Here is a 22,647-nt window from a genome sequence, read left to right as displayed (position 1 = left end):
GCTCCGGTAACTGCCACTCACCCGGTTTCCGGGGCAGGCTCCTACCGTGGGAAGCCCGGACCACCCGTGAAGAACAGGTCAACACCACGTATGCACAGTGCATCTTCAAACCATCAGTCCCGGCACAGCGCATCCGGATTCGCCGAGGTCCCGCGCCGCACATTCCAGCCGCGTCCATCACCGCACCGTCAAACCCCGCGCCGGTCCGCGCAGCACGGCAGACGCCCGGTCCGGACCGCGCTGGCCTTGGCTGCTCTGCTGGCCGTGGCCCAGCTGGTCCTGCCCGGAGCCCAGCCCTCCCCGGCAGCTGCAGCGGAAGACTGTTCCGCTGCAGCCAGCCCGGTGGTCTGTGAGAACGCGAAACCCGGTGCGGACCCGGATGAATGGGACATTGAGAAAGCCGGAGACCCCAGCATCCAGGGCTTCTCCACCGACATCAGCGTCAATGCCGGGAACAGCCTGGACTTCAAAGTGGACACCGACGCCGCCGCCTACACCATCGAGATCTACCGCACCGGCTGGTACCAGGGACTCGGCGCCCGGCACATCGACTCGGTAACGCCGTCGGCCGCGCTGCCGCAGAACCAGCCCGAATGCCTCCGCGACGTCAGCACCGAACTGGTGGACTGCGGCACCTGGCACCGCTCGGCTACCTGGCACGTCCCCGCCGACGCGGTCTCCGGCGTGTACGTGGCGCTGCTGAAGCGCACGGACACCGGCGGGGCCAGCCACATCACCTTCATTGTGCGCAGCGATGCGTCCACGGCCGACGTCGTTTTCCAGACCTCGGATCCCACCTGGCAGGCGTACAACACCTACGGCGGGTCCGACTTCTACCGCGGCGCCGCCAACGGGCGCGCCTACAAACTCAGCTACAACCGGCCGGTGACCACCCGGGCGGACAACGACGGCCGGGATTTCTACTTCAGCGCCGAATACCCCCTGGTGCGCTTTCTGGAGAAGAACGGCTACGACGTCACCTACCAGTCCGGCGTGGACACGGACCGCTACGGGGAGCGGCTGCTGAACCACAGCGTGTTCCTTTCCGTGGGACACGACGAATACTGGTCCGGTGCACAGCGCCGCAACGTGGAAGCAGCACGGGATGCCGGTGTGAACCTGCAGTTCCTCTCCGGCAACGAGGTGTACTGGCGCACCCGGTATGAGCCCTCGACTACCGACGGCGGCGCGCACCGGACGCTGGTCAGCTACAAGGAGACCTGGGCCAACACCAAGATCGACCCGGTGCCGGAGTGGACGGGCACCTGGCGCGATCCCCGGTTCGCCGCGCAGAACCAGGGCGGCGGCCTGCCCGAAAACGGCCTCACCGGGACCGCCTACGTGGCCAACTTCTCCGACCTGCCGGTCACGGTCAGCGCTGAGGAGGGGAAGTACCGGCTCTGGCGTCATACCGAACTCGCTTCGCAGAATGCCGGCACCCGGACGGAGCTGGCCGCGCACACCGTCGGCTACGAATCGAACGAGGACCTGGACAACGGGTTCCGCCCGCCCGGCCTCGCCCGGCTTTCCACCACCACCGGTCCCACACCCCAGTACCTGCGCGACTTCGGCAACACGGTCACGGAGGGCACCACCACCCACCACGTCACCCAGTACCGGGTACCCAGCGGGGCGCTGGTTTTCTCTGCCGGCAGCGTTCAGTGGACCTGGGGTCTGGACCGGGAACACGACGGGTGGGGAGCACCGGCGGACCGCCGGATGCAGCAGGCCCAGGTGAACCTCCTGGCGGACATGGACGCCCAGCCGGCCACCCTGGACCCGGCCCTGACCCGCACCTCCAAGAGCACTGACACCGCCGCGCCGTCCACGGCGATCACTACATTCCAACCCGGAAGCACGGTGGCCAACGGGCAGGCCGTCACCGTCTCCGGCACCGCAGCTGACACCGGCGGCGGCGAGGTTGCCGGAGTGGAAATCTCCACCGACGACGGCGAAACGTGGTCCGCAGCCGAGGGCACCACCGCCTGGAGCTACTCCTACATCCAGTCCGGCATGGACACCCAGATAATCCGCGCCCGCGCCATCGATGACAGCGGGAACTTCTCCGCCGCCGGCGTTTGGGCCCCGGTAAGCGTCCATGGGCCGTTCACCGTCTTTGGGGCCGAGGAACCACAGACGGCGGACGGTCTGGACCGGTCCCCGGTGGAGCTGGGCATGCGGTTCACCCCGTCCGTGTCCGGATTCATCAGCGGAGTGCGTTTCTACAAGTCGGCCGCCAACACCGGCCAGCACACCGGAACCCTGTGGGACGCCGCCGGCAATGCCCTGGCCACAACGGTTTTCACCGGCGAAAGCGCAACAGGCTGGCAGCAGGCAGTGTTTGCAGAACCCGTCGCCGTCACTGCGGGGCGCGGTTACGTGATCTCCTACAGCACCCAGACCGGCCATTACGCCACCGCCCCGGACTACTGGTCAGCACACGGCAGCAACGCCGCCCCGCTGCTGGTCGCGGGAGGCTTCGGGGCTCCGCCTGCCGGGGTCTTCAACACCACACCGGGCCGGTTCCCCGCAGACAGCTACCGCAACACCAATTATTTCGTGGACGCTGTTTTTGAAACCACCAGCAACGCCCCGCTCTCCGCGTCCTCCCACACCCCGGCCGACGGCGCCTCCGGAGTCCAGACCGCCACCCGGATCAGCGCCGTCCTGTCCCGGGAAGTCCTGCGTGAAAGCGTGAGCATTGAGTTCCGCGACGCTGCCGGGAACCCGGCTGCGGGCACCACCCGGTATTCAGCGGCCAGCCGCACCGCCGAGTTCGTGCCCCAGGAACCCCTCGCCGAGGGCACCCGGTACACCGCCGTGCTCACTGCCACGGATACCGAGGGCCGCGCCCTGGTGGCCGGCGGAACGTGGTCCTTCACCACTGCACGGAACGTGGCAGAAGGAGAATGCCCCTGCAGCCTGTTCAACGAGGACATGATCCCGTCCCTGCCGCAGCTTTCCGACGGGATTCCGCTGAGCCTGGGTGTCGCGTTCCGTCCCGACACCGCCGGGACGGTCACCGGCATCCGTTTCTACAAAGGCCCGGGCAACACCGGCGTGCACACCGGCCGCCTGTTCGGACCCGGCGGGACGGAGCTGGCCGCGGTGACGTTCAGCGGCGAATCCTCTTCGGGCTGGCAGAGCGCGTCCTTCGCGGTGCCGGTCCCGGTGCAGGCCGGCCGGGAGTACATAGCGGCCTACAGTTCACCGACCGGAGGATACTCAGCCAACCCCGGCCAGTTCGCCGGCAGCTACACCTTCGGGCCGCTGACCGTTCCTGCCGAGGGCGGCCGGTACGTCTACGGTGGAACCTACCCGGACCGGACGTCCACCTCCGGTTACCTGGTGGACGTGGTCTTTGAGCGCAGCGGCCCGGCCCTGGGCGTGCACGCCAAGGCACCGGCCGACGGCGCCACGGGCGTCCCTGCCGACACCCGGATTTCGGGGGCGTTCTCCCATGACGTGGTGCCGGGCTCCGTCGCCTTTGACGTCCGCGGACCGGACGGTCGGACGGTGCAGGGCCAGACCTCCTACGACGCCGGAACCCGCACCGCCACGTTCACCCCTGCCGACCGGCTGGCAGGCGGCACCGCGTACACGGTGCAGCTGAGCGCCACCGCCTCCGGGGGACTGCTACCGGACGGCAGCGGCACCTGGACGTTCACCACGGCGGAACCTCCGCCGGAGACTGAGTGCTGCAGCCTGTTCCCGCCGGACACCGTTCCGGCCGTGGCGGTGGTCGCGGACGGCTCACCGGTGGTCCTGGGCACGGCCTTCCGTTCTTCCACGGACGGTGTGCTCCGAGGCCTGAAGTTCTACAAGGGACCGGGCAACACCGGCACGCACACCGGGCAGGTATTCAAGGCAGACGGCAGTGTCCTGGCCTCGGCCACGTTCACCGCCTCTGCCGGCACCGGCTGGCAAAGCGTCCGGTTCGCCACTCCGGTTCCCGTCCGGGCAGGGGAGCAGTACGTGGCCGCCTACACCTCGCCGTCGGGCACATATTCAGTCACCCCCGGACAGTTCGCCGCTGCCTACGAATACGGCCCGCTTACGGTGGATCCATCCGGCGGACGGTTCACGTACTCCGGCGGCTACCCCGCCAGCTCCTCTGCGGCCAGCTACCTGGTGGATGTCCTGTTCGAACCGGCCGAGCTTCCTGCTGACCCGGAAGTTCCCGGGACCAGCTGTCCCTGCAGCCTGTACGGGCAGACGGACGTCCCGCTCATCGACCGGGTCCTGGACGGAACACCGGTCACGCTGGGCACCGCGTTCTCCGTGGCCGGCGCCGGAGAGATCAGCGCGCTGCGCTTCTACCGGGGAGAGGGCAACAGCGGTCCGCACACCGGGTACCTCTTTGACGCCGGAGGCACCGAACTGGGCCGGGTTACCTTCCCGGCCGGCGGCGGCTCCGGCTGGCAGTCTGCGCTGCTGGCGCAGCCGGTCCGGCTGGTGCCGGGCACTGAGTACACGGTGGCGTACACCGCGCCGGCCGGCGTCTACTCCGCTACCCCCGGCGGGTTCGCCGCCGGACGGGACCGGACACCGCTGCTGGTTCCGGCCAACGGCGGACGCTATTCGTACAGCGGGACGTTCCCCACCACGCAGACCGGGGCCACGTACCTGGTGGACGTGGTGTTCAGGCGGGATCCGGACTAAGAATGCCGGACCGGGTTACCGGACGACGGCGGGGGACCACGCATGCTCGATGAACAGCCGGGGTTCTCCGCCGGTCCTCTTCAGCGCCCAGACATCCGAGTCGCCGGGGCCCCCATCCCGGGGGAGCCCGTAGAGCACGGTGTCCCCGTCCAGCCACTCAACCTGGTCATCGACGCTGCGGGTTTCGCCCAAAACTGTTTCCGTGAGGGTGTCCAGCTCAAGCACCGCAACCCGCCAGTGCGGAACAGCGGACCCGGAAACCTCTTTTTTGTACGCGATCCGCTGACCATCCGGTGAGAGTGAGGGGCACTCCACTCCGTCCCGCAGCACGGTGAGCGTGCGTGCCGAGAGACTGCCGCGCACCAGCCAGGTGGAGGAACCGCTGGCCGCCGTGGCGTAGAAGGTGTCCCCGTCCGTGCCGAAGGTGATGCCCCAGATGTTGCGGTCCACCGCGGTGACCTCGTCGCCGTCGAGCAGCAGGGTGAAGTCCTGGATATTGCCGTGCTGTGTGCCGTCCACCCCGGTAATCCAGGTTTCCGTGGAGAACCCGCCGCCGGCGTAGGAGTGCCCGGTCACGAACGCGGTGGTGGCAATCAGGGCGCCGTCCGGAGAGACCCGGGTGCGGCTCGGGATCCCTGCCAGCGGCCAGGAGGCGAGGGTGTTGCCCTCAGCGTCGAGGAGCACATCGGAAAACGCGCTCAGCGCCCCGCTGGTCTGCAGGCAGGAGCGCACGGCAGCCGCGGCATAGATCCGGTCGCACACCGTGTCCTCGATCCGGCGTGCACCGGCGGGGTCCGTCAGCGGCACCGTGGCGATGTGCCCGTACCCCGCACCTGCCGCTGTATTGCGGAACACCAGATGGGACCCCGCCGGAGGTGGACGGGTTGTATCCACAGCCACCCTGGGTGCCGCGTCCGACCGCTCCCGGTAGTCCTGGAAGGCCGTGAACCCGTACACAGCGCTGCCGGCGACGACGGCGGCCGTCACCACCGCGAGCACCCGCCAGCGGGCAGCGGAGGCCGGTGGCACCTCGGGGGTGGGGGCAGCCAGCTGCGGCCCGGAGCCAGCCGGCGTCGTCATGGTGCGTCCGCCGCAGCGGGGACCGGACGCCGGGTCACGAACCGGATCAGCCATGCCGCGGCGGGCAGCGCCAGGGCCAGGGCACCGGCCGCGAGCCACAGTGCCGGCTGCGGTCCCAGGGTGTACCAGAGGACACCGAACAGGCTTGATGCAACCAGCCGGCCGAGGGCCACCACGGTCTGGGCTGCGGCGATTCCGGTGGCGCGGACCCGTTCGGGTACCAGGCTGCCCATCAGCGCAGCGAGCACACCGTCAGTTGCCGCGTAGAACGCGCCGAGGGCCAGCAGGCACAGCACCGTGGCAGCCGGGCCGCCGAAACCGGCACAGACATAAGCGGCCAGCAGGCCGGCATGGCCCAGCAGGAATACGCGGTGTCTGCCCCAGCGGTCCGCTGCCCGGCCCAGCGGAATGGCCAGCAGCAGGTACGCCGCGTTGGTCCCCACAAAAAGCAGAGGGAACCACACCGGGCTGAACCCGCCGGAGGTCAGCAGCAGCAGGTAGAGGAAACCGTCCCCCACGCTCAGCAGCGAAAGCAGGCCCGCTGCCAGCAGCAGGCAGCGTACCGGCGAAGTGTTCAGCTCTGACAGGGCACGCCGCCGGGCTTGTCGTTCCCGCGCAGGCCTTTCCCATGCCGCCCGCCGGGTACCGGTGTCCGCTGCGTTCCGCGGCCCGGCGGCGGCCTGTGACTCGGAGCCGCTGGCCTGCGGCCGCAGGTTGGGGACCAGCAGCACCAGCACCGCCACCCCCAGGACGGCAGCACCCAGCGACAGCACGAATACCGTCGAGTACCCCTGCGGAATCACCAGCAGCACACAAAAAGCCAGCAGCGGTCCGGCCGTTGCCCCCACAGTGTCCAGCATCCTGTGCACGCCGAAGGAACGGGCCAGATGTTCCGGCTGTGCTGCGGTGGTGATCAGTGCATCCCGGGGCGCAGTCCTGATGCCCTTGCCGATCCGGTCCAGCGTGATCACAGAGGCAACGGCACCCACTGACGCGGAGACCAGCAGTCCCGCGCGCGCCGCCATGGACAGGCCGTACCCCGCGGCTGCCACCCATTTGGGCCGGTCCACCGCATCCGATGTCCAGCCGGCGCCGATCCGTACGACGGCACTGATGCCCTGCTGCAGCCCGTCCAGGAAACCATAGGCAAGGATGGACAGACCCAGCGCACCGGTGAGGTACACGGGCAGGACGGCAGCTACGGCTTCGGAGGAGATATCGGTGAGCAGACTGACGATGCCCAGCCAGAGGATGACCGGGGAGAGCCGGAACGGCACCCCGGGGGCGCCGGCACGGCTGAGGCGGCGGGCCCGCTGGTCGGCAAGTGAAAGGTACACGGGTCTCCTACAGGCCGGCGCGCAGGACAGCGAAGACGAAGTACTCGGCGGCGGTTCCCGGTGTGCCTTCTCCCGTGGTCACCGTCACCGAGCTGCTGCCGTAGGAGAACACCGCGGTTGTGGTTCCTCCGGCGGTTTCCCGTGCACCAGGCTGGAATCCCAGAGCCTGAAAGTGTCCTTCGTAGAACTCGAGCACGGCCGTGGGGTCCCCGGACGCGTGCAGCCCGGCCTGCAGCGTGTTCCCGGAAGACGCCACAGAAGAGGAGAGCACCAGGGATCCCGGCACCACCGGGAGAATATCCTGCGGGAAGTCAGCAACGAGGTGGCCGTCGGCGGCATCCGCGGCCGGCAGCGGCAGCCGGACCAGGACACGCGCTTCAGGCAGCTCACGGGAAACGGGCAGCGAGCCTGAGTCGCGAGTGGCAGCACCGGGCGGAACTTCGAGCGGACGGTCGGGGTCCGGTGCGGCAGCCGGGGGAAGGGCGCCGGTGGATTCCTGGGCTTTCTGCGGCGGGATGCCTCCCGGAACCTGATCTGCGGTGGGCAGCGGCGCGGGTGTGCCGTCGGCAGCAGGGAACGCAACATTGCCGGGAAGCCTGGCAAGAAGTGTGCCGCCGGCAAGAAACAGGATGGACAGACCCAGGCCAAGGACCACAACGGCCCGGCGGGCGGTCAGCTGCCGCCCACCGGGAAGCGCTCGTTTCGAAGACGGGTTAGGAGGCAACGTCACGCTGCTGCCGGACGCTGCGGGTGCTTTCGTCCCGTTCCCATGTTGTCCCGGGGCCCGAGGCCGCTGCCAGCCGCCGTCCGGCCACGGTGAACGCCGCATACACCACGGCATCGAGGGCGCTGCGAGGCCCGCGGACAGCACCCAGGATACCGGCGGCGCTTGCCGCGGCGGTGGCGCGCAGGGCACCCTGTTCCGCATTGCCGCGGTATGTGCGCCGCAGAACAGCGAGCAGGCCGCTGACGTTCCGCGGCAGCCGTACCAGTACAGGCGGGCAGTCCAGGACGGCCTTCTGCTCGGGCGGAAAGAATCGCTCAATATAGAGGTCATCGGCTACGACGTCGGGCAGCAGTCCCAGCCGCTGCCCGGCTTCAGCGCTCAGGGCATAGGCTCCGGCACCCCAGAGCGACCGCTGGGCCCCGGGCAGGTGCCGGCGCGCCCGGTAATAGGACCGGACAAGCGTCCCGGCGCCGTCGAGGTCGTAGTCAACAGCGGGACGCACTGCCAGGGATCCCGTGGCCAGGGCATTGAACACCGCCCGGACTGTCTCCGGGCTTACCCGGATATCCGCGTCCAGGTACAGGCGCGGCCACCGGGACGCAGCGGCGTTACCGGCGTTGATGGCAGCTGCCTTGGATGCTCCATCCAGTTCAAGCACCCGCACCCCCGCCCTGGAACGTGCCAGTACCGCCGAGTCATCGGTGCACCCGTTGCACACCACGATCACTTCGGTTCCGGTTTCAATCACCGGTGCCAGCGAATCCAAGGTGGCGCCAATGACCTGTTCCTCGTTGTGGCAGGGAATGATGATGCTTCCCTGCGGAAAGGGCGCCGCGGTGCCCGGGTAAACGTCCGCTGAATGCGGGTCGACGGGCTCCGCCGCGGGAGGCTGGGCGTGGGGGAGCCCCCTGCGCCGGCCCGGCAGCAGCAGCGCCGGCACCGCTTTGTGATGCCCTGCCCGCCCGGTCCGGAGCACTTCAGAGAGCAGAACGGCGGCATGGAATGCGGCCACGTAGCCCCGGCTCCGGTGCAGCGCCGCGTACCGGACCCGGTTTACGGCCATCAGCGCCGCAAGGTCATCCGACTGGCCCGAACCGCCGCGCCGGTGAACCATGCACGCCGCAGGTTCAAACCAGGCCTGCGCACCGGCCTCGCGGGCCCGGCGGAAGTAATCAGTTTCTTCCGAGTACAGGAAGAAGGACTCGTTCCACCCGCCAAGTCTGCGCGCGAGGGGCATGTCCACCAGCAGAGCCGCGCCCGTCGCCCAGTCCACTGGATGCGCGTACACGTAGGCTTCGGCGTCGTACTCAATCTCCGAAAGCCAGCCCGGGCGGCGGGCCAGGCGCCGTCCGGCCAGCGCATCGCCCAGGGCACGGGCGATCGTCGGTTCCCGGCGGAGGGAATGGTAGGTAGAACCGTCCTCATCAGCGAGCAGCGGCACCACAATCCCCGTACCGGGCTGCCGAAGCCGTTCCAGCATGGTAATCAGGGCGCCGCGGCGAACCCGCAGGTCCGGGTTGAGTACGAGCACGGCCCCGGCGTCCCCGGCGTGCCGTGCAGCAGCGTTGATCCCTCCCGCGTAGCCCAGGTTCCCTCCGGTTTCGATCACCAGCACATCGGGGTGGGCGGCGAGTTCGGACACTGTGGCATCTGTGGAGGAGTTGTCCGCGACGACCACACGGACGGAGAGGTCCTCCGTTTCAGCGCGCAGGGACGCGATCAGGTCCGGGATATCACGGGCGTTGTTGTGGGTCACGGCCAGGACACAGACATCCGCGTAGCCGGTGGCCGGTGCAAAGCGGGTCGGAACGGAGGACGGAGACGGCGCTGCGGGAGGCGGTACTTCGCGCACCGGAGCCGCGGGCATCACGTCGCCTGCGGGGCGCTGGAGCCTGGCATAGGCGGGCGGGCCCTGCAGAAGGTAGCGCCGGGCGAGCCGTCGCGGTTCAAGTGCCAGCCGCCAGGCCCACTCCAGACTGTTGGCACTTGCCCAGTAGGGTGCGCGCTGGACTCGTCCGGCCAGGAAATCAACGACCGCGCCGAAGGCCAGCAGCACCGGGGCGCCGGTCGCTGCGCCGTTCTCGGCAATCCATAGTTCCTGCCGGGGCTTGCCCAGCCCCACCACCAGGACGTCCACGCCCGAGCGGGCGATGTCCGCGGTAAGGGAGCGGTTTGCCTCCGGGTCTCCAAGCTGTTCGCGCTTGGGGGCCCAGCATCCGGCAATCCGAAGTCCTGGGCGGAGCCGGGGAAGGACCTGCTGAAGCCGTTCATGGGTCTGCGGTGCTCCGCCGAGGAAGCCGACACTGAGTCCGTGTTCCTCGCACTGGTCCAGCAGCGTATTGATCAGATCGCTGCCGGCCAGACGCGGCCACTGGCGCCCGGTGAGGGTGCTTGCACGTGCAGCGACAGGAGCGCCGTCGACTACGTTCAGCCACTCAACCGGCCCGCTGCGGCCGCAGCCGTCCAGGGCTCCGGCCCACCGTCCGCCAGTGCCGAAGTAATGCACGTGGTCCAGGTTCACTGAGGCCACGGCCAGCGGCGGCTGAACTGCAGTGCGCGCGCGGCCCACAATTGTGCTGACAGCCTGTTCAGCAGTCAGCAGGTCAATCTGCATGTCTGCCAGGACCAGCCGTTTGCCGCTGTGGTTGGAGTAGGAATCCTGCTCCATGGACACCGCGGTGTCCGTTCCCATGTTTCTCTCGACTTGCTTGGCCAAGTCCCTCTCCTCCACCTCGTTGCTACCGCCAGCGAGAATAGGAGTGGGCTCATACCCGGCACTGGGTATCGGTTACTGGTCTCTGCGCGGTCAGTACAGGCGGAGGGGGGTAATTCTGCTTGACCATACGCGGGTAGGGGCACTGATCAGGCAGAACCCGGGCGATTACAGGGCGGCGGGTCAATCCAGTGCTGCGGCCACATCCGCTGAACGCCGGGGAAGCGGCCGCAGTACTCCGTCCTGCAGCCGGAAACTGTCCCGGGTCACCGGGCAGCTGAATTCATCCGGGCCGGCGCCGGCCACCAGCGGGTGCCCGGCCGGCCCCACCCACCCGACCTGCCGTGCTGGAACACCGGCGACGACGGCATAGGCAGGAACATCGCGTGTCACCACCGCTCCGGCCGCCACGGTGGCCCAGGCGCCGATCCGCACGGGGGCGATGCACACCGCACGGGCACCGATAGCGGCCCCTTCCTCCACCCTGACACCCACCGGCGTCCAGTCTTCTGCGCTTTTGAGTGACCCGTCCGGGTTCACAGCGCGCGGATAGGTGTCGTTGGTGAACACCGCGGCCGGGCCAACAAACACTCCGTCGGCAAGCGCCGCGGGCTCATAGACCAGTGCATGGTTCTGGATCTTGCAGTTGTCCCCGACCCGCACTCCGGGACCTACGTAGGCACCGCGGCCGATGATGCAGTTCGCGCCGATGACTGCGTCCTCCCGCACCTGTGCCAGATGCCAGATGAGGGTTCCCGCGCCTACAGCCGCGCTCGCCGCGACGTCCGCCGTGGCCTCGATCCTGTTGTCCATGGAAAGTATCCTTTCAAGCCCCGCATGCTATTTGTCCCTGTGCCTGCCACACCCTACCGTTACGGCCCCCAGCACGGGTATCGGCATTTCAGGCACAAGTAGTCCCGGCCTGCTGGCCTCGGGGTGGGCGGGACCAAGTGGTCCAAAGCCAGTACCGACTACGTATAGGCGCCGCGAATCCGCCTGCCTACGCTCATCCTCGGGCCCATGACCTTGAGGCAGGAATCAATGCGCGTTGCACCCCCACAGCTGTACCCCGGCCGAGCCGCAGGCGGCACGCAGACCAGGCTGATCGGCCGGGCTGATGAACTAAATGCTGCGGTGTCTTCCGTTGAGTCAAACGGCGGGGCAGTGATCGTCGGCCCGGAGGGGATCGGGAAAACAGCTCTGGCCAATGCTGCCGCCCGGGCCGTGCAGGAAGGCTTTCACGTAGTGCACCTCCGGGGCAGCAGGTTCTCCTCCGGCACGGCGTATGGTGCGCTGGGATGGCTGCTGAGCGAGATGCCGGACACGCCGCTGGGGAATCCGGTGCAGGTGCTTCGTGCCCTGAGAGCCCACCTGGAGGAAAGGGCTGAAGGCCGGCGTACGCTGCTGGTGGTGGACAACGTCCACGAACTTGATCCCCTGAGCCAGACCGCAGCCGTACAGCTGATGCGGCAGTCTTCCTCTGCGATGCTCGCCACCACGCCCGACCTGCTGCGCTGCGGCGAACAGCTGGTACGGCTGTGGGCCGAGGGCATGATCCGCCGGATCGACCTGGGCCCGCTGGAGCCCTCAGACTCACTGGCGCTCATGGAGCAGACTGCCGGCGGACGGCTGTCGGCACTGGCAGCCCACTCGATCTGGCGCCAGACACGGGGCAACCCCCTGTTCACTTCCCTGCTCTGCCGGGACCAGGTGAGCGCCGGCCGGCTGAAGGAACGCGGCGGGGTCTGGACGCTGTCCGGCACGTTGTCCTTCAACGGGGAAATATCCGACTGGCTGGAATCCTGGTACCGGGACATCGGAGCACGGGAACGCCGGATCGTGGACCTGGTGTCGCTGTGCCCGGGCATACCACTGTCTGTCCTGCTTGACGTGACCGATGCGCAGGCTGTGGAGAGCCTGGAAGAGCAGGGCGTGCTGGAGGTCAGCCACGGGGAAGGTTCAGTCCGGCTGCGGAACCCGCTGTATGCCCGGCTGGTTGCGGAGCGCGTTCCCATGGGGCATTTCTTCGACCTCTGGCAGGAACTGCTGGGAGCCCGGCTGGATCCCTCGTCCTGGGCAGACGGCCCGGCCCGGGCATTCGCAGAATGGTCCGCGGCCGCTGGAAACCCCGTGCCTGCTGCCCTCGCCGCCCGGGCATGCGCTGCGGCCAACCGGGATGGGGAGCCCGCTGCCGCCCTGGCAATTGCCGCCGCTGTCCAGGAGCCCGGGCCGCATCCCCGGGTACAGCTGGAGCGGGCCCGCGCACTGCGGATAATGAACCAGGCGCAGGCGGCCGAAGAAGAGCTGCGAAGCCTGCTGGCTCTCCGGGATCCGGGAACCCTCGGCCAGACGCTGCTGGAGCTGGCCCGCACTGCACGTGCCCTGCCCCGTCCGCATCTGACGCCCCCGCAGGCACTGGCACGGGCCGAGGAAACGGCGGCGCAGCTGGCTGAACCCGGGCGAACCGAGCTCCTTCAGGAGGTGACCGCGGCGCGCGCGGCCCTAGCCGCGCTCGACGCCGCGCCCGGCATGGCACCGGCAGAGCTGGGTGCACTGTGCCTGGACTGGACAGCGCCCGCAGCCCTGGTCCTGCCCGCCAGGGCCAGCCGCTGCCAGCTGCTGGCCCTCGCCGGCCGAACGCAGGAGGCATACCAGGAGGCTGCCAAACTCTGGGAGAGCCTGCAGCAGGCCCAGGATCTTCCGCTCGCTGCCGGAGCCGACGTACTGGACGGCATCCTGTGCACCTACATCATGTGCGCTGAGCCTGTCCGTGCCCTTGGGCTGCTGGAACAGGCACGCCGGGTGCGATACCTGGAGACCCACCTCAGTGCCTGGTCAGAGTTGCCCGCGGGAGTCATCCACGCGATTTCAGGTCGTGCAGACGCTGCCCTGGCTGCTCTGATCCCCGCCCACCGCCAGCTGGAAGTCGAGGACCCGCAGGAACTTCTTCCACTGGCGCTCGCCGCCATGGCGTACTGCTATGCGCAGCGCAAGGAGTGGGAACAGATGAGTGAACACCTCTCCGCCGTACCGGATTTCAAAGGGGCACCGGCGGCGCACGTGCTCACCGCAACTCGTTATTTCCAGCTGGGAGCCGCGCTTCGCCTTCGCGCCGACGGGGACCTGCCCGTGCAGCTCACCAGCCAGGGACGCAGGGCCTCGGCCAGTGGCAACTTTCCGGCCGCCGTCCTGTGCCTCTCCGCGGCTGCCCTGGCCGGCGATTCCCCCGCTGCCCAGCTGCTTGAGGCTGCCGCCTCTGCTGGGGACGGACCGGCTGCCCGCATGTGGCAGCGGCTCGGAACCGGGCTGTGGCAGGGATCCGGGAGGGCGCTTTTCGAGGCAGCCGAAGCACTGCTGGCACGCGGACTCTACGGGCATGGTTACAAGGCAGCGCTGGCTGCACAGGAAGCAGCCGAGACGGAGAACCACCGGGAGCTGGCCCGCCAGGCCCGCATGACGGCCAACGAGTGTTACCGGATGCTGGCCGACGCGAACAGCCTCGAAAGCCGGCTGGCGCTGCTCTCCGCCTTTGAACGGGATCTCGCTGAGCGGGCAGCGTCGGGCGCCAGCAGCGCCCGGCTTGGCAGCGCACTGCATCTCTCGCCCCGGACGGTCGACTGGCACCTGGGCCGCATTTTCCAGAAGCTCCACGTCTCGGGCCGGGCCGAACTGCGGCGTCTTCTGGGGGACGGGTCCCGTGAGCGGGCAGCGGGACAGTATTTCAAGTAGCCGAGGCAGTCTCTCGAATTTTCATCCAAGTAGCGGGATGGAATAACACCGGTGTAACCCGAGTAGGAACTGCTGATTACTGGTGATTCCTACTCAGGCAGAGCCCACTTACCCTACCTAGTCTGTTGAGCGCCTGCTGCCGCGGGCAAGATGGCTTGCTAGGAAGAGGTCTCATTGTGGAGAAGCATCGTTCGTCCGGCGCCTACGCACTTATGGCGCATCATTCCGCGCCCCAGGATTCTGCCGCTGCCGCCCAGGGCCAGGAGTCACCGTTCCTGGGCCGCGCCGGCCTGATCCAGTCCATGGCTGACCGCCTGCATCCAGACTCCCCGGCCGCCGGCTGCCTGATCATCGGCGAAGCCGGCAGCGGCAAGAGCGCCCTGATGCGCCACGTGCTTGCCGTGCATGCCAGGGACGCCTACGTCGTCAACGTGAGGGGCTCCGCCTTTGCCGGCAGGACGGCCTTCGGCGCCCTGACCTTTATGCTCTCCGAACTTGAACCCGAAGCAGCCTCGCACCCGGTGCTGATCCTGCGCGGACTCACCGAACTCATCTCGAACCGGGCCGCCGGGCGTCCGGTGATCCTCGCCGTCGACAACGCGGAGGAGCTCGACGAGTTCTCCGCAATGGTACTCAGCCAGATGGTGGTCAACCGGTCCGCGCACATGTTCGCAGCCTTCCGGGACTTCAGTGCAGCACCCGCAGAGTTCATGGGCTTGTGGCGGGAAGGTCTCCTGACCCGGCTGGACCTGGAACCGATGCTGCCGTCCGAATGCGCCCACCTGCTCGAAGCCGAATTGAGGGGCCCGATCAGCCGTGCTGCTGCCGAGGACCTGACCAGGGTCAGCGGCGGAAACCCGAACATGCTTCTGGCCGCTGCTGCGGACTACCGTGAAGCCGGCAGGGTCACCCGGATTGACGGTGTGTGGGTGCTGGACAAAGCAAGGCCGTGTGCCTTTCCCCGGCTCTATGAGGCGATGGGAGCCCGGTTGACAGGACTCAGCCAGGACCAGCGGGAGCTGCTTGAGCTGCTGGCGCTTGCCGGTGCTCTGCCGCTCACCCAGGTCCTGGAGCAGCTCGACAGCCGGGAAGTCGACGCCCTGCAGGAAGCAGGTCTGCTGAAACTGGAGCACCAGGGGGCGCCGGCACTGTCTTTGGTTGATCCGGGGCTGGGCACTGTGCTGAGGGGCCAGCTGGACGATGGCCGGCGTCGGGAGCTGCTCGATACGCTCCCGCCGGACCCGGAGGTTTCCTGGCCGCTGAATGCTGCGGGCTGGCTGCTCTCGGCCGGTGCGAAAGTCCCGCCCGCGCTGGCCCTGGCCGCGGGTCGGGCAGCAAACGCGGCCGGTGACCCGGATGCGGCCGAAGAGTTCATCACTGCCGATCCCAATCACCTCTCCAGCGCTCCGGCGGCGGTAGAGCTGGTCCGTGCACTTCTGGGGAGCGGCGATGCCGACGGTGCCGGACGCGTCATCGCCCAGCACCGTGCCTTCGATGCATCCGGGCCGGCGTCTCCTGACACCGTGCGGCTGCTGCTGCTCGAAGCTGCCGCTGGGTGCCGGGCCTCCGCAGTGCAGCAGTTCGTCAGCAGCGGTGCGGCTGACGGCCACGGCGCCCGGCTCGATGAGGCGGATCGAATCCTCGCCACGCTTAACGCGGCCGGACTGCCCCGCGGTGAAGCAGCACAGCTGGGACGGGAACTGGTCCTGGCCCGGGCCCGGTGCCTGGCCCAGCACGGTCAGTACCGCCAGGCAGCCGGATTCCTGGCCGGAGTGTACGCACGCGGTGATGAAAACGGCCGCGGCTTCCGCGCCGTCGTAGGTTCCTGGCTCTGTGTGGCCTGGGGCATGACTGACCGGCAGTCCGACGCACTGGAACTGGCCGCTGCACTGTGGCCCATGCTTTCCGACGGAAGGCAGCCGGATCTGGACGAGGTGGAATCCGCCGAGGCCCAGGCCCGGATCCTGCACGTCTTGATGGTGACCGGAGCGCTCGGCGCCGCCGAGGAGTTCCTCGCCCGCGGTGCCGGAACAGAAGGTGCCGGAAGTTTTGGCGGAACCCTGCATGAAGTCTGTGAGGGCGTGCTCCACGCCTTTGCCGGCCGCGGAGCCGCCGCCACAGCAAGACTGCTGCCTGCGGCGAGGCAGCTGACGACGTCGGACCCCGGCGGTCTGCTGCACACCGTCAGCGCCGTCGCCGCCTACGCAGCGGCCCTGCAGGGGCAGCGTGAGCGCGCCGAGGGACACCTGCTAACAGCGGATTCTGCGCCCGCAACGCCGTCGTGGGCGCTTCAGCGCACCGCCGCACACTTCACGGTCCTGGCCCGCAACCTGCTCGGTTCGGAGGAATCAGCCGAAGCGCTGGCTGAGCTGGCGGCCCGGGATGAGGAACGCGGTGCCTGCGCCTACACTCTGCTGAGCCTGCTCAGTGCCGTCCGCCTGGGAGACACCGGGGCAGCTCAGCAGCTGCTTGATGTTGCCTCCGGGCTGCAGGGACGCTTCGCGAGGCTCTGCGAGGACTATGCCAAGGGGGCGGCGGGGTGCGACCCGCAGCAGCTGCTGCTCGCAGCGGATGCCGCAGCGGCGCTGGGCCACGAACTGTTCGCCCGGGAAACGGGTGAGCGGGCCCTGCAGATCGCCGCCGGATCGGGGGACCGGGCCACGGTTCGCTTTATTCATCGTACCCGCAGGCTTCAGTCCGGTGAGACGGAGAGCGACGCCGAGGTGGAGGACTGCCTGCGCGGACTCACCGCGCGGGAACGGGTGATCGCCCGGCAGGCAGCTGCCGGGACGAGTAACAAGATGATAGCTGCGGAGCTGTCCATCTCCGTCCGAACCGTGGAGGGACACCTCTACCAGATTTACTCCAAGCTGCACGTGGGCAGCCGCAGGGAGCTGGCCCGGCTGCTGAGCGCGGGCCAGACCGGAACCGCAGCTACATCCGGCGCTGTACAGGGGGCTCGGTAATGCAGGTCCAGCAGGTACCAAATACCCCCGCGGTGCTGCGGGGCGCGGAAGCTGAGGCAGTGGCAAACCACCTGCTGGATCCCATGCTCCGGGGTTCAATAGTCGTGGCGCCGGAAGGAATGGGCAAAAGCGCCCTGGCAGAGGAAGTGCTGCGCCGGCTGGACGGAATCGTAACGCCGTACCGGATCCACAGCAGTCCGGTCCTGGCACGTATTCCGTACGGGGCACTGACGCCCTTTATGGAACAGGCAATGGCGGGGGACCTGGATTCGCCGCTTGTGGTGCTGCGCAATATCCGCAAGTGGTTCCGGGCACGTGCTGAAGCAGGGCATCCTCAGGCACTGCTGGTGGTCGACGACGCCCATCACCTGGATGAAGCCTCCAGCCATGTCCTGGTTCAGCTGGTCATGTCCGGGGAACTGCGCCTCCTGGTCCTCTCCCGCAGCCGCAGCGCGAACATCCAGGAGCTGCTCTCGCTGGCCCGTGACGGACTGCTGTCCCGGGTGGACCTGGAACCACTGTCCCGGGACGCGGTCCACCGGCAGTGCGTGCAGGAACTTGGCGGACCGGTGCTGCGCGCCACCACCGCCGTCCTGGCCAGGGTTTCCGGCGGCAACCCGCTGTACGTCAAAGCGCTTCTGACGGGAGCACGCAGGCACGGAGAGCTGCTGCAGCGCAACGAATCCTGGTATCTGCGTGTCATCCCCAGTGTCCTGGAGCCCACGGTGCAGGACCTCGCCAAACGGCTGCTGGCGAGCCGGGCGGAGAAAGAGCGGGCGCTGCTGGAGATGGTGGCGCTGGCGGGTGCCCTCCCGCGCCCGGTGCTCGTCAGCATTGCCGGCCAGACACCGGTGCAGTCACTGGCTGATGATGGATACCTTGTCCCCGCTGCCGATTCACCCGACCGGCTGGGGATTGCGCAGCCCCTGCATGCAGATGCCATCCGTTCGCTGGTGCCGCCGATGCGCAGCATTGAAATCCGGCGCCGGCTGGTGGAAGGCACCGGGTCTGCCGTGCAGACGCTGCTGGATCCGCGCCACACGGTCTGGGCCCTGGACTGCGGCAGCTCGCCGGAAGACGAGGTGCTGCTGCGGGGCGCGCAAGCCGCCAATGCGGACGGCGATGCTGAGCTGGCGCTGCGGTTCGCGCTGGCGGTCCGGCCCGGCATACTGGCGGCCCGGGCCCGGGTTGAAGCTGCCAGCGCCCAGTTGGCACTGGGCCGTTTGTCTGAAGCACGCGCCGGATTGGAGGAAGCAGTTGCCGCGGCGCCTGATGTACAGACGCTGGACCAGGCTGTGCTGGCCACGGCCCAGCTGGCGGCATGCTCGGACAGGGCAGGAGACCGGCTGCGGAGCCTGGCCGCTGAATGGCTGGCCCGGGACGCCGAGCTCGCACCCCAGGACCCGAACGGGCACCGAGGGTCCTGGCTGGCTGCCGGAGCGGGTGTCCTGGCCCTGTGGGCCAGGATTTCGGAGGGCAACCTGCTGATTCCCGGGGAATCGGCAGCTGCAGTGATGGATTTGCTGGATGCTGATGCACTGAATCCTGGAACCTCAGCAGCCCGCCACGAACTTCGGGCCGTGGGCTATGCCCTTGTCTGTGAGGCGCAAACGGCAGCGGGAGCTGTCAGTGAAGCACTGCGTGCCGCAGGCGAGGCCCAAAAGGAGCTGCAGTCCGAGCCGCTGGCTCACAGCAGGGTGCGGGGCATCGTCTGGCTCAGGCGTGCCTTCGCGCTGCTGCACGGAGGCCACTTCGAGAAGCTCGGGGAGCTGCTCAGCACGGAGCTGGCTTCATCGGCGCACCATCTGCTCGCATACGGCGGCAGTATCGGCGTGTTGGAGGGCGCCCTTGAGATTCACCAGGGACGATTCCGGGAAGGTCTGCTCAGACTCCGGCCAGCTGTTGAAGCGCTCCGGGCCAGAGATCCCGAGCAGCTGCTTCCGTACGCACTGGCTCTTGCCGGTTACACCGCGGCGGTGGTGGATGACACTTCGCCCGCCACACGGTTCTCCGGAGAGCTTCGCGGCCTGGGCTACTCGGGACCGCGGGCACTTGAGCTGACGGCCAGGGCATTTGCTGCTGCGGCCGCAGCTCCCCAGCGCACCGAGGAACCAGCGCCGCCTCAGGTGCGGGCGCTGGCAGAGGAAGCGCGGGCCCTGGGACAGTTTGCTGCGGAGAAGGACATCCTTGAACTGGCACTCGCGGTCGGCGACCTGAAGCAGGCGAAACGGCTGGTGGACCTCACGGATGGTTTCGAGGGCGGAGAAGCAGCTGCGCTGCACGCGTATGCAGCGGCCGTGGCTGCGGATAACCCGGAGCGTATGGTTGCCGCAGCGGATGAAGCAGTCCGGCGCCGGAAATACCTTGTCGCCGTGGAATGCATAGGGCACGCAATCCGCTACTACGGAGCCCACAACAATCTGCGCCGCCAGCGTGCCCTGATCCAGCAGCTGCGCCGCCGCCGGGAGGAACTGGCAGGCGTGACCGTTTCCTACCTCAGCCCCAGTGTCCATCAGGTCCGGCTCACCAAACGGGAGCATGAGATCGTCGAGCTTCTGCTCGATGGGGCCGGCACCAAGGACATAGCGGCGAAGTTCACGCTCTCCCAGCGAACAGTAGAGGGGCACGTCTACCGGATCTACGTGAAGCTGGGCATCAGCAAGCGCACTGAACTGGAAGCGGTGTACCGGGCCCTGGAAGCCGAGCCGAAGGTGCAGTCCGGACTGTAGATCTACGAACAGCACGAAACTGTTGGAGGGGCCGCGGGTATCCGCGGCCCCTCCAGCAGGTGGGGGCGCTCTTGCATCGGGTAGCCGCTACGGGTGTTGCTGCAGGGGATAGCCCCTACCGTTTCTGCCGTCTGGACCATGCGTTCCAGGCAGGTGGTCCCTGCAGTTCTGCTGTGTCAGCGGACCATCCCCTGAACCGATGCCGGCGGCGTCGAAGCCCTCTGAGACCGGGGCTTCCCCCAGCCCGCCGCCGGCATCGCCAGGCCACTCGAGTACCCCCTTACTGCAAGTAATGACGCACGCGTCCGCGCCCAAGTAGGGCCGCCGGCCGATCCGGGTACCACCCCCTTTGCGCCGAGTGGCCGCAGGTGTTTTTGGGGTGACAGCTACTGATGCAGGTCCGGTCACTGATGCGTTGACTTGACCCCGTCAGCAGGAATGAAGTGCGAAGAGGGTCTCACATGCTCGTCATATCTCGTCCCCAGGGGTCAGCAGGATCCGGGGAGGACCGTCCTCAAAAATGCAGGAAATCCGCAGGCCAAGCCAGGCAATCCGCCTGGCCGGGGCCCCCAAAAGCGGAGCCGGCGGCGTCGAAGTCTGCTGAGACCCAGACTTCCCCCCAGCCGTCGCCGGCTCCTTTTCCTGCCTCTTGTTCGAAGGATTCCCCCAAATGAGCACACCAGTCAAGGCGCCCCGGACAGGTACCCGTAGGAATCGCCGGTACGGGAACGCGGTCGTTCACGACCTGCCTGCTCAGAGGATCCTTCCCTCCGAGCCCAATGTCTTCACTGAGCACTGGGAAACAGCGGCAAACCCGCGAAAGCGCGTCCTCAGCGCAGAAGACAAATGGCGCAGGCGGTACCGGGCAGGTCTTTTCGTAACTGACCTCAGTATCACCGTCGCGGCTGTTGCCTGCGGCTGGGCTGCGACGCTCGCGTTGACCGGCACCTCGGTCACCAGCCCATCGGCAATTCGCCATGTCGGGTTCCTGGTGTTTCTTCTGGTGGCGTGGAACCTGGGTCTCGCTGTCTACCGGACCAGGGAAGAGAGGCTGCTGGGAACCGGCTCTGACGAATATAAGCGCGTAACGACCAGCAGCCTGCGTATGTTCGGCGGGGTGGCCCTGGCGATGGTCCTTCTGCAGCGTGACATGCCCAGCATCGCGTTGGCAGTATCCCTGCCTGCAGGACTGGGCGGGCTTATGCTGGGCCGCCGGCTGTGGCGCCGCTGGCTGACCGTTCAGCGCAGGCTGGGACACTATCTCTCGCGGGTACTGGTCTTCGGCGAGTCAGAGGACGTCGAATACGTTGTCAAACAGATCTCGGCGCATGCATCGGCAACGTACCAGGTGGCCGGGGCAGTCGTTCCCGGAGGTGCCGCCTCGGGGCTTGAACGGATTCTGGCCGAAGATCTTCCGGTCGCGACGGACCCGGAGGACATCACGCGCCTGGTCCGCGAGCACCGCGCCAATGCGGTGATCGTCGCGGGACCGGTGCCCGGCGGAAACCGGTATATCCGTGAACTGGGCTGGCGTCTGGAGAACACGTCTACCGAACTGATCCTCGCCTCCAGCCTGACCAACGTCGCAGGTCCACGGATCCACTGGCGTCCCGTTGAAGGACTGCCTCTGATGCATGTGGAGCTGCCGCAATACAGCGGCGGAAAGCACGTACTGAAACGCTGCCTCGACATCACCCTGGCCTCAGCTGCGCTCATCGCGCTGGCACCCGTGCTGATACTGCTCTCCGCAATTGTGCGTTTTGACAGTGCCGGCCCGGTGATCTTCCGGCAGCAGCGTGTTGGCCGCAGGGGCCAGACGTTCCAGATGCTGAAGTTCCGGTCTATGGTGGTCGACGCGGAAGCGCGGCTGTCTTCGCTGAAGACGCTGAACCAGGGATCAGGTGTGCTGTTCAAGGTCAAAAATGATCCCCGCATCACCCGCTGTGGACGCTGGATGCGCAAATTCTCCCTCGACGAACTTCCTCAGCTCTGGAACGTCGTCAAGGGCGACATGTCTCTGGTCGGTCCCCGGCCGCCCCTGCCCTCGGAAGTAAAAGGCTATGAAGGCTCGACCCACCGCCGGCTGCTGATCAAGCCGGGTCTCACCGGTCTGTGGCAGATCAACGGCCGATCGAACCTGCCATGGGACGAATCCATTCGCCTGGACCTCTTCTATGTGGAGAACTGGTCGCTGACCGGAGACCTGATCATCATGTGGCGCACGGTCAAGGTAATGGTCAGTCCTGAGGGAGCGTACTGATGGCCGTCGTCGGGTACGCAGCCGGAGCCTTTGACCTGTTCCATGTAGGCCACCTCAACATTCTGCGCCAGGCAAAGAGCCTCTGCGACGTGCTTGTGGCCGGAGTGGTCTCGGATGAGGTCTGCCTGGCAACCAAGGGCAGGCTGCCGGTCGTTCCGCTGGGCGAGCGGCTGGAGATAGTCAGTCACATCAAATACGTGGACGATGCCGTCGCGGAGACAACCCGGGACCGCCTCGACGCCTGGAGAGAGGTGGGATTCAACGTCTTCTTCAAGGGAGACGACTGGAAGGGCACCGCGAAAGGCAAACGCATTGAAGCGCAGTTCGCACGCGTTGGCGTGGAAGTCGTCTACTTCCCGTACACCGTTCACACGTCTTCGACAGCCCTCCGGGCTGCGTTGGAACGGCTGAGCGCTCCGCCTGCCCGCTCGATCACGAGCTAAC

At 67.7% G+C, this 22,647-nt stretch carries 11 protein-coding genes; 6 read left to right on the top strand and 5 right to left on the bottom strand.

Going from position 1 to position 22,647, the window contains the following annotated elements; translation table 11 throughout:
• Nucleotides 1-246 precede the first annotated feature (246 nt).
• Entirely contained in the window at nucleotides 247-4,662 is a 4,416-nt protein-coding gene (locus ACWGQ2_RS00775; protein ID WP_452013303.1) for a DUF4082 domain-containing protein, read from the top strand.
• A 15-nt stretch (nucleotides 4,663-4,677) separates the two neighbouring features.
• Here ACWGQ2_RS00775 and ACWGQ2_RS00770 read toward each other — a convergent pair whose 3' ends face one another.
• The 5 genes from ACWGQ2_RS00770 to ACWGQ2_RS00750 form a co-directional block, all read right to left on the bottom strand.
• A complete protein-coding gene (locus ACWGQ2_RS00770) occupies nucleotides 4,678-5,742 on the bottom strand; it encodes a hypothetical protein (protein ID WP_452013300.1) in 1,065 nt (354 codons plus the stop codon).
• Entirely contained in the window at nucleotides 5,739-7,079 is a 1,341-nt protein-coding gene (locus ACWGQ2_RS00765; RefSeq protein WP_452013298.1) for an MFS transporter, read from the bottom strand. The genes ACWGQ2_RS00770 and ACWGQ2_RS00765 overlap by 4 nt, the downstream gene beginning before the upstream one ends.
• Nucleotides 7,080-7,086: 7 nt before the next feature.
• Nucleotides 7,087-7,809: a hypothetical protein gene (locus tag ACWGQ2_RS00760; protein WP_452013296.1), complete on the bottom strand. Its 723-nt coding sequence runs from the start codon at nucleotides 7,807-7,809 to the stop codon at nucleotides 7,087-7,089.
• A complete protein-coding gene (locus tag ACWGQ2_RS00755; RefSeq protein WP_452013294.1) occupies nucleotides 7,793-10,522 on the bottom strand; it encodes a WecB/TagA/CpsF family glycosyltransferase in 2,730 nt (909 codons plus the stop codon). Before ACWGQ2_RS00755 ends, ACWGQ2_RS00760 begins: the two co-directional genes overlap by 17 nt.
• A gap of 180 nt (nucleotides 10,523-10,702) precedes the next feature.
• On the bottom strand, nucleotides 10,703-11,332 hold the full coding sequence (locus ACWGQ2_RS00750) for an acyltransferase (protein WP_452013291.1): 630 nt from the start codon (nucleotides 11,330-11,332) through the stop codon (nucleotides 10,703-10,705).
• Nucleotides 11,333-11,560: 228 nt separating this feature from the next.
• Here ACWGQ2_RS00750 and ACWGQ2_RS00745 point away from each other — a divergent pair, with 228 nt between their 5' ends.
• From ACWGQ2_RS00745 to ACWGQ2_RS00725, 5 genes are all read left to right on the top strand, one after another.
• Nucleotides 11,561-14,248: an AAA family ATPase gene (locus tag ACWGQ2_RS00745; RefSeq protein WP_452013288.1), complete on the top strand. Its 2,688-nt coding sequence runs from the start codon at nucleotides 11,561-11,563 to the stop codon at nucleotides 14,246-14,248.
• Between the two features lie 176 nt (nucleotides 14,249-14,424).
• Complete coding sequence (locus ACWGQ2_RS00740; protein ID WP_452013286.1) at nucleotides 14,425-17,214, top strand: helix-turn-helix transcriptional regulator; 2,790 nt, start codon at nucleotides 14,425-14,427, stop codon at nucleotides 17,212-17,214.
• A complete protein-coding gene (locus tag ACWGQ2_RS00735; protein ID WP_452013283.1) occupies nucleotides 17,214-19,943 on the top strand; it encodes a LuxR C-terminal-related transcriptional regulator in 2,730 nt (909 codons plus the stop codon). The genes ACWGQ2_RS00740 and ACWGQ2_RS00735 overlap by 1 nt, the downstream gene beginning before the upstream one ends.
• Before the next feature lie 670 nt (nucleotides 19,944-20,613).
• Nucleotides 20,614-22,203 carry a sugar transferase gene (locus tag ACWGQ2_RS00730; RefSeq protein WP_452013280.1) on the top strand — a complete coding sequence of 530 codons (1,590 nt, stop codon included), beginning with the start codon at nucleotides 20,614-20,616 and terminating at the stop codon, nucleotides 22,201-22,203.
• Nucleotides 22,203-22,646: an adenylyltransferase/cytidyltransferase family protein gene (locus ACWGQ2_RS00725; protein ID WP_452013278.1), complete on the top strand. Its 444-nt coding sequence runs from the start codon at nucleotides 22,203-22,205 to the stop codon at nucleotides 22,644-22,646. The genes ACWGQ2_RS00730 and ACWGQ2_RS00725 overlap by 1 nt, the downstream gene beginning before the upstream one ends.
• Nucleotide 22,647 lies beyond the last annotated feature (1 nt).

It is taken from the genome of Arthrobacter sp. NPDC055585 (assembly GCF_053619115.1).
This window is presented reverse-complemented; position numbering and strand designations above follow the sequence as displayed.